Here is a 14,349-nt window from a genome sequence, read left to right as displayed (position 1 = left end):
GAAGAAATGAGTTCACTATCTTCTTACACTTTCATTCTGGAAGCTTTATTCTATGCAGCTTCATATTAAATTGGTATTAATCAGTCGCTCTCCTTTTAAACCGCTCCCTTCTAGATTATAACCTCCACTCTTGCAGTCTCGAAACATTTCTTCAATTCCCATTCGCTGTTTATAAGCGGAGATCGCTACTGGCAACTCGCTGAAAATCTGTGAGGATAAACCAGACATCTTTAAGTTTCAATCCAAGGGTAGTTGCGTTTCCATTTACAGGCGAGCTCAAATCCTGCTACTGGTTGAGTTTTTCGAACCCTCACTCCTTGAAAGTACAACGAAGTTCCTGGTATTACTCCCAAGTGGTCTAAACGTTGCCCGATTAAATTTTCTGTCTCCACACAATGATTCTTTTTCAGCCTTAAACAAAAAGATACACCCATTGCATTGAGCCAGAATGCTTGCGTATACCGAACAAAATTCACGATTTCCCAAAACGATAACTTTATATTCTTTAACTAATGGTAAAATTTGTTGTAGAGCCACAGTTTGTTCTTGTAAGTTACTGCTTCCTAAGTTGAGTAACAAACACCAGTATAAGGGGATAGCTCTTTTCTGCCAGATTAGGGCGATCGTAAACAGATTGATACACCGCTATTGGCTGCGGTCGAGCGCAATCGATAACCTTTGTCCGATAGGGGAATAAGTTGTTAATCAATAAGTGATTAATGGGAACCTGATTAATGCGATAGTTAATTGAGGGAAATTGAGAAATCTTTGTAATTCGCGAGGGCGACTTTCGGTAGTAATTGGGTAAGGAAATACTTGCACCAATCTGTCTAACCTCACTTATTTCTCGGATTGTATCAGGTTCAACAAGATTATGAGTAAAATAAACTGGGGTTGGGTCAGTTGTTTTTGTAAGTGAGTCTGGTAAAATGTTGGTAACATATTTTTTTGGATAGGCAAGCCTGTAACAATTCTGCTGCCTATCTTTTTTTTATCACAACACAGCTCAATCTTTACCCCATCTGGGTTTGGGGTGGGTTTTCACCCTCCCAGGAATCACCACCATAAAATAAAAGTTTCAGGGCGCTCCCATAGCTGCAAGCAAAGCTTACGAGCCACAGGCTCTGCCCAGACCAAATCAAGGGTTTCAGGCTACGACCTAAAAACTTTCCCGACTATTGTCTTAACCGCCAAGGCGGTTCGCGGTTGCTATAAATGTTGATTTTTGAGTGTCTTAAAGCCAATCTTCTTGATCGCTTTTTTGCTTTCTATAAACCTCACCTTTGGCGTGAATTTTACGGGTTTGTTCGTAAAGAGTTTCTTCGGTATAATTCCATTTTTGCAGGACTTTTTTTAAGTCTGCTTGGATATCTCTAGCGCCGGGAAAGCCTCGGTAGCGAATTATTAATCTTGCTAATTCCGATAAATTGTAGTCGTTTGCTTCGGAGGCTAATAAAGTATTGACACTGGCTCGATCGCGCTTGTATTGCGGATGCTGCTGATCTTGAGTTTTTTCTACTGAATCCATACTATTTATGTTTCCCAATCATTTAGAATACCGAGATACCCGACTTCTTCAAGAAGTCAGGTATCTAATTAGACGTAGGACACGGCCGGGTTTAAGCCCCTACAGCACTTCTTCAGTCAGCCCCAGAAATTTTTGTGTTTGTTGAGTAATACCAAATAGTCGATCGCCGTGACAAAAGATTTCCCAGGCGCGAATTCCCATAAAACCAATACCTGCAACCGCCAAGGGCATCGCTGCGGCCCCTAAAAGCGCGGCAATGGGGGGAAATATCATGCACAGTGTTAACAGAATGCCAGTAATAACACCACCAGCAATGCCAGCTTTGGCGGTGGCGGTGGCGACTTGTTCGACTAACTCTGACTGGGTAATTTTGCCTTCAACGCACAATAGCGAGTTTTCTAAGATAGAAAATATTAACTCAATTACTGCTGCGGCGATCGCCCCTTTCATTGCAGCCCCAACGATTTCCGCAACTGCTGCTTTAAACGCTGCATCCGCTAAAACTTGCTTAGCGACTGCTAATTCTGCGGCAGTCATGTCTGCACCACCGCGAGCACGATTCACCCAAAAATATTCAAAAATCCCGTTAGTAGCTTCGCTTCCGCCTCCATTGACGTGTGCTTGGATGTGACTCCAATCTTTATCTTGACAGAAGTTGCGAATTGCTTCTGGGCCTTGGGCACGAATTTGGGCGGGTATGGATTCAAATACTTTTGCTGCTTCTTGAACATTTCGGATGCCGTCACGCATCCCAGCCCTAGCAAATTTCAATTGCAGATTTGTTGGCAGGTTCTCAAAACGGATGTTATGTGCTATTTTGACAGCTTCTTGAGTGGCGATCGCCCCAGCACTAACAATTGAACTTGGCGCTGATTGTACCCACGCCGTTAATACAGTTGCACTTTCCTCGAATTTTGCATCAATTTGGTTGCCTAAGTTTTGGATATCGGCAACTGTTTCTTGTACTTTAGCCGTTAGGAATTCGAGCGGATTATGGTTAGTTTCCATGTTGCTCCAGCTTGCATCGTTAATGATTGAATTATTTTGACTATAACATTCCTCTTCAGTAAGTGTTATTGTTTACTGAATTGCTTCTATCTTCTAACTCCGGCTGTAAAGTCAGAGCTTTTTTTTGATAAAATAAACCTTCATTGATTCGCCCTTCCTCTTCCAAACTTTTGCCTAAATTCCAATAAGCTACGGCTAAATCTGGTTGAAGAGCAATAGATTTTTGATAGTAAGTTATGGCGTCATCGAGCTGGCCTTGTTTGTAAAACATACTGCCCAAGTTAACATAGGCTTCTACCAAATTAGGATCGAATTCTATCGCCTTGGAGTAGGCGCGAATGGCCGCGCCTATTTTGCCTTGGGCTTGCAGGATATTGCCTAGAGTTTTGTAGGCGGCGGGGAAATTCGATTGCTGGCGAAGTGCTTGGTAACATGAGGCGATCGCCTCTGCAAATTTTTGTTGAGCATAATAAACTTCAGCGATCTTGTTGAGTGCGATCGCACTATCCGCTTGAATGGCTAGTAATTTTTGATAGTAAGCGATCGCCTCGTCAAGTTTTCCTGATTTCTGGAGGCTCTCGCCCGCTGACAAATACTGCTCTGCTAACTCGGAATTTACGGTCATAGATTTTACTTTAACAGCCGACACTACTTTACCACAAGTGTTAGTTAGCAACCGCGATTTCTAGGAATATTCTGACTATTTTAGATTTTAAATTTGTTTCTGTACCAGAATGCGGAAAAAAATAGTATGATTATTCTGAACCACCATCAACGCTAATTGCAGAGGAAATCTCATGCCATCACTAGCAGGAAAAGTGGCAATTGTGACCGGTGCATCGCGAGGAATTGGACGCGCGATCGCCCTGCGATTATCCCAAGAAGGGGCATCAGTGGTCATCAACTACGCCAGAGGCGCCGATCAGGCGAAAGATGTTGTGTCAGCGATTGAAGCAGCAGGCGGCAAAGCATTAGCCGTGCAAGCCGATGTCAGCAAAACCGCAGAAATTCGCGATTTGTTCGATCGCACTCTGGAAACCTATTCACAAGTCGATATTTTAGTCAATAATGCAGGAGTAATTCTTTACAAACCTCTAGCGGAAGTTACCGAAGCAGAGTTTGATAACCTGTTTGCAATTAACGTCAAAGGCACGTTTTTTGCTTGTCAAGAAGCTGCTAAACGCATGGCGGAGGGAGGAAGAATTGTTAATTTTTCCAGTTCGACAACGGCGATGCTACTGCCAACTTATGGGGCTTATGTGGCGACAAAAGGCGCGGTAGAACAGCTAACTCGATCGCTGGCTAAGGAATTGGGCGATCGCCAAATTACAGTCAATGTCATTTCTCCGGGCCCAACGGATACAGAACTCTTCACTGTTGGCAAAACCGCTGAACAAATACAAAGATTTACTCAAATGGCTGCTTTGGGAAGACTTGGAAAAGTTGAAGATATTGCCGATGTGACGGCTTTTTTGTGCAGCGAACAAGCCCGCTGGATTACTGGACAAAATATCCGCGTTAACGGCGGCATTGCCTAAAGATATACTTCAGTCAGCTTGCAGTGGACTTCGTTTGTATAGCAGCGATGTCAAGAGACTGTTGGTTAATCAACCAGGGGTTTCACCACTTATCCCTAAAAATGGTAGATCGGGAGTAAATGTCTAATTGACCATATAGCTGTTAACTACAAAGAGCGAAGGCAAATGCTGCCTTCCCGAGGTGGGGGGTAACCCCTCTGCGAAATCGCCAACAGTCTCTTTCAATCGCCGAGTTTAAGAATCCTCAACCAAAATCTTTGATTTGGCTGGGGATTCTTCAACTTTGATGGGGCGGACAACCAAACAAATCAAGGAGACAGCCGCCATACCTTAATCGTGTCGTCAAAACTGCCACTGATCAGAGTTTTGTCTTGAGGATTAAAAGCCAATTCCACCCAAGTAGAATGACCCTTCAGCGTGCCGGCGATTTCACCCGAACTCATGTGCCACAGCTTGATAGTCCCGCTCAAATCGGCGCTAGCGAGTTTGTCTCCGTCCGGACTGAAAGCTAGAGACTGAATTCGATCGGCATGACCGTTAAAAATCACTTCACCCGAGGGTGCGGACCAGTGTTCCTTGGTGATATCCCAAATCCTCACCGTATTGTCCCAGCCGCCACTGCCCAAAATTTTACCGTCAGGGCTGACAGTAAGAGCCGAAACAGCATCAAAATGACCCGTGAGAGTCGCTTGGAATTCCCCAGTCTTCCAATTCCACAGCTTGATAGTACCGTCGCCGTTGCCAGTAAAGAGAGTGTCTTTATAGGGACTGAAAGCCACCGAATGCACCTGGTCAAAAACCCCTTGGAGAGTTTCCAACTCGGCACCGTCTTCGACTTGCCACAGCTTCAAAGTATTATCCTTACCGACGCTGGCGATGGCTTCGCCGTCTGGACTGAAAACCACCGAGAACACGCCGTCTGTGTGTCCGTCCAAAGTCCGAATTAACTTGCCAGAATAGAAATTCCACAATTTAATCGTACCGTCAGCGCTGCCGCTGGCGATCGTCCTGCCGTCGGGACTGACGGCCACCGACCACACAGGCCCCAAATGTCCTGCTAAAACCTTGAGTAGCTTGCCGCGACGCTTGTGCAGCAGGTGAATTGTACCGTCGTTGTTCCCGCTGACTATCACGCGGCCGTTGGGAGCGACTGCTACCGCCCAAACCGGGTTTTTGTCTCGCTCCGCCAGAGTCCGCACTGCAGGCAGGGACTGCGAGGCGTCACCGTTGAAATCCTGCATCGGGGGCGGATTGAACCGAATTTCGGGAATGCTAGAAACAGGTTCAGAAGAAGTGAAAGCCTGCGGTGCTGGAGATGGCAAGCGAATACCCAGCACTACGAACAGCAGGGCAACCGCACTTGCTCCCCACATCGCTAAAGTCCACTTGGGTTTGCTGAGAATCACGTCTACCGGTGCCGGGCCGTATTTCATGTCTGTGAGAATTGCCTCGGTCGATCCATAGCGTTTTGATGGTTCTCGCTGCACCATTTTATCCAGAATGCGGGCGAGTCGCCCCGAAACTGGTACTTTCAAATAATGCCTCCAGGCCCAACTTTCGGCTTTGATGTCAAACAAATCAAAGGGCGACATTCCCGTTAACAAGTGAATGCAAGTGACGCCCAAACTGTAGATGTCGCTGCTCTTAATCGCTTGACCTTTAATTTGTTCCGGGGCCGCGTATTCGGCAGAACCTGTCACCGTTTCTATTTTCAGCGGCCCGCTGTTTGCCGGAATTGCCGCGCCGAAATCGACTAAAACTAGCCCCGAGGCACTTTCTTGGGACAGGGGGTATAGATCCTCTTTCCCTGCCAAAGCTGGGGATGCTTGGGGAGTTTTCCGGTGAATAATATTCGACGGTTTGATATCTCCGTGAATCAGTTGATGTTCGTGAACAAATTGCAGGACTGGCAACAATTCGCTCAGCAGATACCAAATTTGAATTTCTTTAACAACACCTTTTTCTGAAAGCCGATCGGCTAAATTGCGGCCTTCGATGTATTCTTGCACTAAATACTGGCAGCCTTCGAGTTCAAAAGATGCCAGCAGTTTCGGTATTTGCGGATGTTTCCCCAACTCGTCGAGAACTGAGGCCGAGCCGCGAAATGTCCGGTTTTGGTGTGTGCCACCGTCTGCGGCTGCTGCTGAGCCGCAGAATTGTTGAATGACGCAGCGGGGTTGCGAAGGTTGGTCTTCATCGACTGCTAAGAAGGTGCGGCAAGTGAGACTTTGACCGAGGGTGTGAAAGACTCGGTAGCGGCCTTTTAGCAGCAAGTTCGACTCGCAACTTTTGCAGACTGTGGCGCGATCGAGATTTTGGGGATTCTGGCAATGGGGATTGGTGCAGTAACTCATTTGTCTTTCCGCTGGAGACCCCCGTCCGACATACTTGCTGGTGGGGGAGGAAAGCGGGGCGGTGCGTGCCGCTTCCTGTGGACAAATTAAATAATTGGAATCTTTGCTTTATGATAATTGTTTCCCAGATTTTCGCCACAATTGCTGCGGTCGATCGCGCGTAAATAATTGCTGACTTTCCTGCGAGCGAGGTTTAATAGGTCGATCGTACCGATCTCATTCGAGCGATCGGCGGGATTTGCTGTTACCGAATTACGTTATACTGTCATGGCGAATACTTTCAGTGCGATCGCAAGCATTGCCAAAGCAATCGCGAGGCCTTGCCAAATATCCGCAATTGTTTGTTCTAGGGAGTCAATCTCAAACCTCAAATCTCCAATCTCAAATCGACTAACAGATTAAAACTTAGGCAACTTTTGCCAAACTAACTACTAACTTTTAACTATTACTTATGCCGTTAATTCGCGTTCCCAAACCTTGGGAAATTCTCGAACCCCAAATTACCCCAGAAACAGCATTTCTCAACCGCCGCCGCTTCATGACAAATTTAATTGGCGCCGGCGTGACTGCTTCGCTGCTGCCGCTGACCGGCTGCCAAAGCAATGCTAGCTCAAAAACTGCTCTGGATCAAAGCTCAACCCAAGCATATTCGGAATTGAGCCGGAATCCCGCCTTTGCGAAAGTCGATCGAGCGATTACCGAGGAAGCCTTAGCTACAAAATACAACAATTTTTACGAATACGGCGGCACAAAATCTATTTGGCAAGCTGCTCAAGCTTTGCCAACAGAAAACTGGAAAGTAGAAGTAGGCGGTTTAGTAAAAAATCCCCGCACTTATGATATTGACGACCTCTACAAAAAATTTCCTATCGAAGAACGAGTTTATCGATTTCGCTGTGTAGAAGCCTGGGCGATGGTAGTTCCTTGGGTCGGATTTCCCATGAAATTACTGATGGCTGATGTCGAACCGCAATCGAAGGCTAAATTCGTTCGCTTTACCTCATTTTACGACCCCAAAATTACTCCCGGCCCCGGTTTGATGTCGCAATTTTATCCTTGGCCTTATACCGAAGGTCTGCGAATTGAAGAAATGGCCAACGATTTAGCATTTTTTGCCACAGGCTTGTATGGCCGAAGGCTGCCAAAACAAAATGGTGCGCCGCTGCGGCAAGTGATTCCTTGGAAATACGGTTTTAAGGGGGCAAAGTCGATCGTCAAAATTGAATTTGTCGAACAACAGCCCGCCACTTTTTGGAATACAATCGGCCCCAACGAATACGCCTTTGAAGCAAATGTCGAACCCGACAAACCGCACCCCAGATGGTCGCAGGCCAGCGAACGGATAGTCGGCCCCGGTAACAGTTGGTCGTGGGAAACTCGCGCAACTTTGCCCTATAACGGTTACGGCGAATATGTAGCTAGTTTGTACAGTTAATTAACGACGCGAGATGTAATTTGAGAAACAGGCTTTTCTGCTTCTCAAATTATTAATTTATCTCTTTTCTCTTTCTCTGCGCCCTCTGCGTTCTCTGCGGTTAATAAAAAAAAAGATTTTTTTTCGGTTCAGCATGAAATACAGGACACGGCAATGCCCTATCCCTACCCTATACCTGCACTTTGTTTGTAAATTTTACCTTGATTTTGCAGGCGATCGACTACAATAAAAATTGATGAAGCTACCAAGGAATTGTTAAATGGTAACAACAACATCAACTCCCGTCGAGCAGCAAACTACCCCAGAAAACCGAGTTATTTTAAAAGGTGTCAGTTGGTCAACTTTTAAAGCATTGCTGGCAGATGTTGGGGACGATAGAGCTTGGAGAATTGCTTACGATGAAGGAGTATTAGAAATCAGGATGCCGCTGGAAGAACACGAAGAACCCAAACGACTGATAGAAAGCTTTGTGGAAGCCATTGTAGATGAGCTGGAAATTGAACTTAGGAGTCTTGGTTCGCTGACTCTTGAACGAGAAGATTTAACTCGTGCTGTAGAACCTGATAGTTGTTTCTATATTCAAAATGAATCTTTAGTTAGAGGCAGAAATATCAACTTGCCAAATGACCCGCCGCCGGATTTAGCAATAGAGTCAGATTACACAAATTCTTCTATCAATAAGTTTACAATTTATGCTGCTCTTGGTGTTCCCGAACTGTGGAGGTATCGCCGGGAATCTCTGCAAGTTTATCAGGTTGTGGAGGGAAAATATGAAATGTGCGATCGCAGTTTAGCTTTTCCCTTTTTACCCGTTGCCGAAATTCCCGGTTTCATCGAACAAAGCAGAACAGTCGGACAGCGGGCGGCTGTGCGTTTGTTTCGGCAAAGAATTAGAGAGATTTTGCCGATTCAAAGTTAACGCAAAAATCAGACTGTAGTTTAAAATTTAGCCAATTAACTTAAATTACATCATCGTTAATCGGCGGTTAAAAAAAAATTTTTTTCGATATAAATGATATAAAATCAATTGATAAACTCCTGCACTCTCTGCCAAACTCGCTCCAATAAATCTGGCGTGCTAACATCAAACCATTCAATTTCAGGATAAGCTCGAAACCAGGTGCGCTGTCTCTTCGCAAATTGCCGCGTGTGCAAAATTGTTAATTCTTTGGCTTCTTCAAGCTTAATGTCGCCAGCCAAATATTGTTTCATTTCCTGATAGCCCAGCGTGTTCAACAGTGGCAAGTCGCAGCCGTATTTTTTACACAAATATTCTACTTCAGCAATCCAACCGCGTTCTAGCATTTGTTCTGTGCGCTGTTCGATCCGATCGACCAAAACATCGATCGCGCAATCCAACCCAATTTGTAAAATAGGATAATTGGGAGGATTTTCGCCCTGCTGTTCGGAAATAGAGCGACCCGTGACATAAAATACTTCCAGTGCTCTTAAAGTTCTTACTGGGTCATTGAGGTGAATTTTCTCAGCTGCAGAGCGATCGACCTGCTGCAACATGGCGTAACATTGAGATTGTCCGAGTTCGGCAAGTTGCGATCGCAATTCGGGCATCGGCGCTACCCTCGGAATTTTTAAACCGCGCACGATCGATTTAATATATAAGCCTGTTCCTCCCACCAACAACAGAGGAGGAGACAGGGAAAAATCAAGATCAGCAATTAATTTTTGAGCTTGCTGCTGGTACTCTGCTAGTGTCAGAGTTTCTGTCGGATCGCAGATGTCAATTAAGTGATGCGGTACACACGTGCGATCGACCGCCGTCGGTTTTGCGGTTCCGATGTCAAATTCGCGGTACACTTGACGGGAGTCCGCACTCAGGATCGAGGATTGCAGTCGCCCCGCCAAAGCCAAAGCCACTCCAGACTTCCCCGTCGCCGTCGCCCCGCAAATCGTAATTAATTTAGGCATAAGCTGTCGCACATTTCCCTATAAAAACTCTCAAATCCTCTTCTATCCATGCTTTCCCCTCTGTCCATCCACTGATTCACCGCGATCGGGCCGGGCAGTCGCTAAGTAATCTCAAAACTATTCCCCTCCCTCCCCCTAATAAATTTGCCTTCAGAAAGCCCTAGCATCGCCTTTAACGGTTTTGTGCTATAATTTTAGGAGTTTTCCCATTTTAGAAGCTTTCGGGGCTTTAGGCCTCATTATTGGAGCTATTTTTGTATGACCAGCAGCTACAGCGCCGACCAGATTCAAGTTCTCGAAGGTCTCGAAGCAGTCCGTAAACGACCGGGGATGTACATCGGTACCACCGGCCCGCGAGGACTCCACCATCTAGTTTACGAGGTTGTGGACAATTCCATTGATGAGGCGCTGGCTGGCCACTGCACTCACATCGAGATTGACATCAACGCCGACGGTTCCGTTACCGTGACAGACGACGGCCGGGGTATTCCCACCGGCATCGTTGCCAAGACTGGCAAATCGGGAATAGAAACAGTAATGACTGTACTCCACGCCGGCGGTAAATTTGGCGGTGGTGGCTACAAGGTTTCTGGAGGATTGCACGGTGTAGGTATTTCTGTTGTTAACGCGCTGTCCGAGTGGGTAGAAGTGACAGTTTGGCGCGACCAAAAAGAATATTTACAGCGCTACGAAAGAGGCAATCCAGTTACTGAACTTAATGCCAAGCCCAACAAAGGCACCCGCACCGGCACTTCAGTTTCTTTCTTGCCAGATACTCAAATATTTAGCACTGGCATTGAATTTGATTACACTATACTCGCGGGGCGCTTGCGAGAATTGGGTTACTTGAATGCGGGCGTGAGAATTACCTTTAGCGACCACCGTTTGGAACTGCTCAAAAGTAGCGAACCTCGCATCGAAACCTACTGTTACGAGGGTGGAATCAAGGAATATATCGCCTACATGAACCGCGAAAAGCAGCCTCTGCACGAAGAAGTGATCTACGTGCAAGGCGAACGCAATAACGTGCAGATAGAAGTGGCTTTGCAGTGGTGCGTCGATGCTTTTAGTGACAACGTTCTCGGTTTTGCTAACAACATTCGGACGATCGACGGAGGCACGCACTTAGAAGGTTTGAAGGCAGTTTTGACGCGGACGATGAATTCGATCGCCCGCAAGCGCAACAAAATCAAAGAAAACGAGCCCAACCTCGCCGGCGAAAACGTTCGCGAAGGTTTGACAGCCGTCATTTCTGTGAAAGTCCCAGACCCGGAATTTGAAGGCCAAACTAAAACTAAGCTAGGAAATACAGAAGTTCGGGGAATTGTCGATTCCTTGGTAGGCGAAGTATTGACAGAATATTTAGAGTTTCGCCCCCAAGTAGCTGACGCTATTTTGGAAAAAGCAATTCAGGCATTTAAGGCCGCTGAAGCCGCCCGCCGTGCCCGCGATTTAGTGCGCCGAAAATCAGTCTTAGAATCGTCTCCTTTGCCTGGGAAATTAGCGGACTGTAGCTCCAGAGACCCCGCCCTGTCTGAGATCTACCTGGTGGAAGGGGATTCTGCAGGCGGATCGGCAAAACAAGGGCGCGATCGCCAATTCCAAGCAATCTTGCCTTTGCGCGGTAAAATTCTCAATATTGAGAAAACAGACGACGCCAAAATCTACAAAAATAACGAAATTCAATCGTTAATTACAGCCCTGGGTTTGGGCATCAAAGGCGAAGAATTCGATCCGGGTCAATTGCGGTATCACCACATCGTAATTATGACTGACGCTGACGTAGATGGTGCTCACATCCGCACGCTGTTGTTGACTTTCTTCTACCGCTATCAGCGCGCACTTGTAGAACAAGGTTACATCTATATTGCTTGTCCTCCTCTCTATAAAGTGGAACGGGGACGGAATCATTATTACTGTTACAGCGATCGCGAAATGAACAATCTCGTCCGCAATGAATTTCCGGCGAATGCTAATTACACGATCCAGCGGTTCAAAGGTTTGGGTGAAATGATGCCGACACAGTTGTGGGATACAACGATGAACCCAGAAACTCGGACGCTGAAACGGGTGGAGATTGAAGACGCTGCTGAAGCCGATCGCATCTTTACGATCTTAATGGGCGATCGTGTCGCCCCCCGCCGCGAATTCATCGAAACCTACGGCCCCAAACTCAACCTCCTCGACTTGGACATCTAAATTAGCCATTAGTCGTCATATCAAATCCGTTAGCATCGGAATAGTAAATTCGAGTTCACTGTTGACGGTTGACGGTTGACGGTTGACTGTTCACGGCGTCAACAGTCAACCGTCAACATCATTCCGGTGTAACCGGAAATGATATCAGTGGTTAGCTAACAGCTAATAGCTGAGGACTAATGACTAAACTTTTGCGGCCCTGATGCCTTCTGCCCTTTCGGGCGATCGCGCATCAGGGCCGTTTGATGTTTCTAGGTTTTGTTATAAAAATTAATACAATCTCTCATCAAATCGATCTAAGGTAAACACTTAGGTAAATTTTAGATTTTTGGCGACTTGATCGACCATCACAAAAATAGAAGGTTGGACAATATAGCGTCAACGACCCAGGTCTAAAGAGATTGGGCTTCTAGCCTAAGACTTAAACCACAGTTGACCAGACTCAGTACCTTGGTACTACGTTAACGGTAAGAGTTAAAGACCTACCAGGGAATGCGAAGCTAGTTCCTTGCTCTAGAAATTTAGGATTAAACAGACTTATTGGGTTAAATCAGTGTCCTAGATATAGTACCGGCCGTTAACTTTGTCGAAGCTAACATCACCCCGAAAGGGAGGCTCGAAAGAGCAAACATTATGCGATCGCGGGTTGCCACATTTGAGATGGTAATTTCGATGCACGCTCGCGTAGCCGAAGTGTCCCATCGAAATTACATTACATTCATTACACTCCCATCTAGCAATCCTCGTGTAATGCAAAGATTCACGGCGGTTTCAACCGCCGAGCCGTTTCCCTCTCAGGTCTAAAGACGCTGAGTTTCCCACTTACCGAATTTTTTTATGAGCATCAATTTAGCGACCAAATTGCGTGAGGGAACGAAAAAGTCCCACACAATGGCAGAAAACGTCGGTTTTGTCAAGTGTTTTTTAAAAGGCGTTGTAGAAAAAACTTCTTACCGGAAGTTAGTAGGAAACCTCTACTTTGTCTACTCGGCAATGGAAGAGGAAATGGAACGCCAAAAGCAGCATCCGGTTGTTTCAAAAATTTACTTTTCTGAGTTGAATCGGAAACAAAGCTTAGAGCAAGATTTATTTTACTACTACGGTGCGAATTGGCGCGAACAAGTAGCTCCGTCAGCCGCAGCTAAAGCTTATGTGGAGCGAATTCGCGAGATTTCGGCGACCGCACCGGAACTGTTAGTAGCTCACTCTTACACTCGCTACCTTGGCGATTTATCCGGCGGACAAATCCTGAAGGGAATTGCCCAGCGCGGGATGAATCTTTCCGAAGGAGAAGGCACTGCTTTCTATGAATTCCAGGATATTCCTGATGAAAAAGAGTTCAAAGCTAACTACCGTCAGGCAATGAATGAACTGCCGATTGACGAAGCCACAGCAGAGCGAATTGTTGACGAAGCTAATGCAGCTTTTGGCATGAACATGAAGATGTTCATGGAGTTAGAAGGCAATTTGATTAAAGCAGTTGGTCAGATGCTTTTCAATACCCTGACGCGGAAGCGCGGTGGTGGCAGTACCGAATTGGCTACTGCTGATTGAGTTAAAGCTCACTGGGGATAATTTGAGCCTCGTTTAAGAGGAAAACTTTAAATCCTGGGGGTTTGATGGCTGCTTTTACAGTCACCAAATCTCCGGGATTTTGCATGGCGGGCGATCGACTTTTTAACTCACAACTCAACACTATCACCTTCCCACGCCGCGATCGGGAGGCTGCTCGTCCGGGACAGGCAAAGAAGTCGGCCTTACCTGCCGCTCCAAATACTTGCTCAAAGCGTAAGCGATATCCCAGCGAGTCATCGGCTTCAAAGGATTAATCTTATTAGTTGCGAGATCGACATTAACAAACCCTTCATAAAGTGCAGTAGCCATAGACTTTCTAGCCCAACTAGGAATGTCGCCTGCATCTGGATACTTAGCTAAAATTTCGGAAATGCTGGGTTCGGGAAACTGAAAAACCCCGTAAGCTTGAGCAAAAATCGCCAAAGCTTCAGCGCGACTCACCCTTTGATTTGGGAAAAACATTCCGTCGCGATATCCACTCATCGTTCCCGTTTTCAAAACAGTTTGAATCGCACTGTAAGCCCAATAACTCTTCGGTACGTCCGGCAATTCCATATCGGGTTTCTGAGCTGTTTTTCGCCGTTCCAAGCCAAAAGTTTTCACTAAAATCATCGCCAAATCGGCGCGACTGACAAGGCCCTCAGCATTAAAATTGCCACTGGCATCTTTATTCATCAATCCTGCGCTCACAACCCGGTCGATCGGGTCAATTATTTCTTGAGATTTAACCGCCATAGGCACTCCTTGCAGTAGGGCGATCGCCAAAAAAATACTCACTAACATTTT

The 14,349-nt window shown here is 46.2% G+C and carries 11 protein-coding genes; 5 read left to right on the top strand and 6 right to left on the bottom strand.

The genetic code is table 11. The annotated features are described in order from the left end of the window. Window positions 1–1,234: 1,234 nt before the first annotated feature. The 3 genes from QUA71_RS07735 to QUA71_RS07725 all read right to left on the bottom strand — a co-directional run bounded on the left by QUA71_RS07735 (window position 1,235) and on the right by QUA71_RS07725 (window position 3,161). Complete coding sequence (locus tag QUA71_RS07735; protein WP_333283782.1) at window positions 1,235–1,528, bottom strand: DUF3288 family protein; 294 nt, start codon at window positions 1,526–1,528, stop codon at window positions 1,235–1,237. A 99-nt stretch (window positions 1,529–1,627) separates the two neighbouring features. Further along, window positions 1,628–2,536 carry a hypothetical protein gene (locus tag QUA71_RS07730; protein WP_333283780.1) on the bottom strand — a complete coding sequence of 303 codons (909 nt, stop codon included), beginning with the start codon at window positions 2,534–2,536 and terminating at the stop codon, window positions 1,628–1,630. A gap of 55 nt (window positions 2,537–2,591) precedes the next feature. Continuing rightward, the gene (locus QUA71_RS07725; protein WP_333283778.1) at window positions 2,592–3,161 is read right to left on the bottom strand and encodes a tetratricopeptide repeat protein; all 570 of its coding nucleotides are present in this window, start codon (window positions 3,159–3,161) and stop codon (window positions 2,592–2,594) included. Between the two features lie 172 nt (window positions 3,162–3,333). Between QUA71_RS07725 and QUA71_RS07720 the strand changes: the two genes are divergently transcribed. Beyond that, window positions 3,334–4,074, top strand: coding sequence for an SDR family oxidoreductase (locus QUA71_RS07720; protein ID WP_333283775.1), 741 nt, complete (start codon window positions 3,334–3,336; stop codon window positions 4,072–4,074). Window positions 4,075–4,382: 308 nt separating this feature from the next. Here the strand turns inward: QUA71_RS07720 and QUA71_RS07715 are convergent, their stop codons facing one another. Further along, a complete protein-coding gene (locus tag QUA71_RS07715; protein ID WP_333283773.1) occupies window positions 4,383–6,428 on the bottom strand; it encodes a serine/threonine-protein kinase in 2,046 nt (681 codons plus the stop codon). A 451-nt stretch (window positions 6,429–6,879) separates the two neighbouring features. On the opposite strand from QUA71_RS07715, the gene msrP reads away from it, so the two are divergent. Together msrP and QUA71_RS07705 are read left to right on the top strand one after the other, a co-directional pair. After that, on the top strand, window positions 6,880–7,863 hold the full coding sequence (msrP, locus tag QUA71_RS07710) for a protein-methionine-sulfoxide reductase catalytic subunit MsrP (protein WP_333283771.1): 984 nt from the start codon (window positions 6,880–6,882) through the stop codon (window positions 7,861–7,863). A gap of 259 nt (window positions 7,864–8,122) precedes the next feature. Continuing rightward, the gene (locus tag QUA71_RS07705) at window positions 8,123–8,782 is read left to right on the top strand and encodes a Uma2 family endonuclease (protein ID WP_333283769.1); all 660 of its coding nucleotides are present in this window, start codon (window positions 8,123–8,125) and stop codon (window positions 8,780–8,782) included. Window positions 8,783–8,886: 104 nt separating this feature from the next. Here the strand turns inward: QUA71_RS07705 and miaA are convergent, their stop codons facing one another. Further along, window positions 8,887–9,789: a tRNA (adenosine(37)-N6)-dimethylallyltransferase MiaA gene (gene miaA / locus QUA71_RS07700; protein WP_333283767.1), complete on the bottom strand. Its 903-nt coding sequence runs from the start codon at window positions 9,787–9,789 to the stop codon at window positions 8,887–8,889. 258 nt (window positions 9,790–10,047) lie between these two features. On the opposite strand from miaA, the gene gyrB reads away from it, so the two are divergent. Together gyrB and QUA71_RS07690 are read left to right on the top strand one after the other, a co-directional pair. Then, window positions 10,048–11,988, top strand: coding sequence for a DNA topoisomerase (ATP-hydrolyzing) subunit B (gene gyrB / locus QUA71_RS07695; protein WP_333283765.1), 1,941 nt, complete (start codon window positions 10,048–10,050; stop codon window positions 11,986–11,988). 837 nt (window positions 11,989–12,825) lie between these two features. Then, window positions 12,826–13,542, top strand: coding sequence for a heme oxygenase (biliverdin-producing) (locus QUA71_RS07690; protein WP_333283763.1), 717 nt, complete (start codon window positions 12,826–12,828; stop codon window positions 13,540–13,542). Between the two features lie 144 nt (window positions 13,543–13,686). Here QUA71_RS07690 and QUA71_RS07685 read toward each other — a convergent pair whose 3' ends face one another. Then, window positions 13,687–14,346 (bottom strand): S-layer homology domain-containing protein, encoded by a 660-nt coding sequence (locus tag QUA71_RS07685; protein ID WP_333283762.1) that lies wholly within the window; start codon window positions 14,344–14,346, stop codon window positions 13,687–13,689. Window positions 14,347–14,349: the final 3 nt, after the last annotated feature.

Source organism: Microcoleus sp. MON1_C5 (genome assembly GCF_036701875.1).
GTDB lineage: Bacteria > Cyanobacteriota > Cyanobacteriia > Cyanobacteriales > Microcoleaceae > Microcoleus.
Note: the sequence above shows the minus strand (reverse complement) of the source record. Positions and strands in the feature narration are given on the sequence as shown.

Coding starts and splice junctions, on each gene's coding strand:
- QUA71_RS07685 (WP_333283762.1), bottom strand. CDS start 14,346: ATGTTAGTGAGTATTTTTTTGGCGATCGCCCTACTGCAAGGAGTGCCT.
- QUA71_RS07735 (WP_333283782.1), bottom strand. CDS start 1,528: ATGGATTCAGTAGAAAAAACTCAAGATCAGCAGCATCCGCAATACAAG.
- QUA71_RS07720 (WP_333283775.1), top strand. CDS start 3,334: ATGCCATCACTAGCAGGAAAAGTGGCAATTGTGACCGGTGCATCGCGA.
- msrP (WP_333283771.1), top strand. CDS start 6,880: ATGCCGTTAATTCGCGTTCCCAAACCTTGGGAAATTCTCGAACCCCAA.
- QUA71_RS07730 (WP_333283780.1), bottom strand. CDS start 2,536: ATGGAAACTAACCATAATCCGCTCGAATTCCTAACGGCTAAAGTACAA.
- gyrB (WP_333283765.1), top strand. CDS start 10,048: ATGACCAGCAGCTACAGCGCCGACCAGATTCAAGTTCTCGAAGGTCTC.
- QUA71_RS07725 (WP_333283778.1), bottom strand. CDS start 3,161: ATGACCGTAAATTCCGAGTTAGCAGAGCAGTATTTGTCAGCGGGCGAG.
- QUA71_RS07690 (WP_333283763.1), top strand. CDS start 12,826: ATGAGCATCAATTTAGCGACCAAATTGCGTGAGGGAACGAAAAAGTCC.
- miaA (WP_333283767.1), bottom strand. CDS start 9,789: ATGCCTAAATTAATTACGATTTGCGGGGCGACGGCGACGGGGAAGTCT.
- QUA71_RS07705 (WP_333283769.1), top strand. CDS start 8,123: ATGGTAACAACAACATCAACTCCCGTCGAGCAGCAAACTACCCCAGAA.
- QUA71_RS07715 (WP_333283773.1), bottom strand. CDS start 6,428: ATGAGTTACTGCACCAATCCCCATTGCCAGAATCCCCAAAATCTCGAT.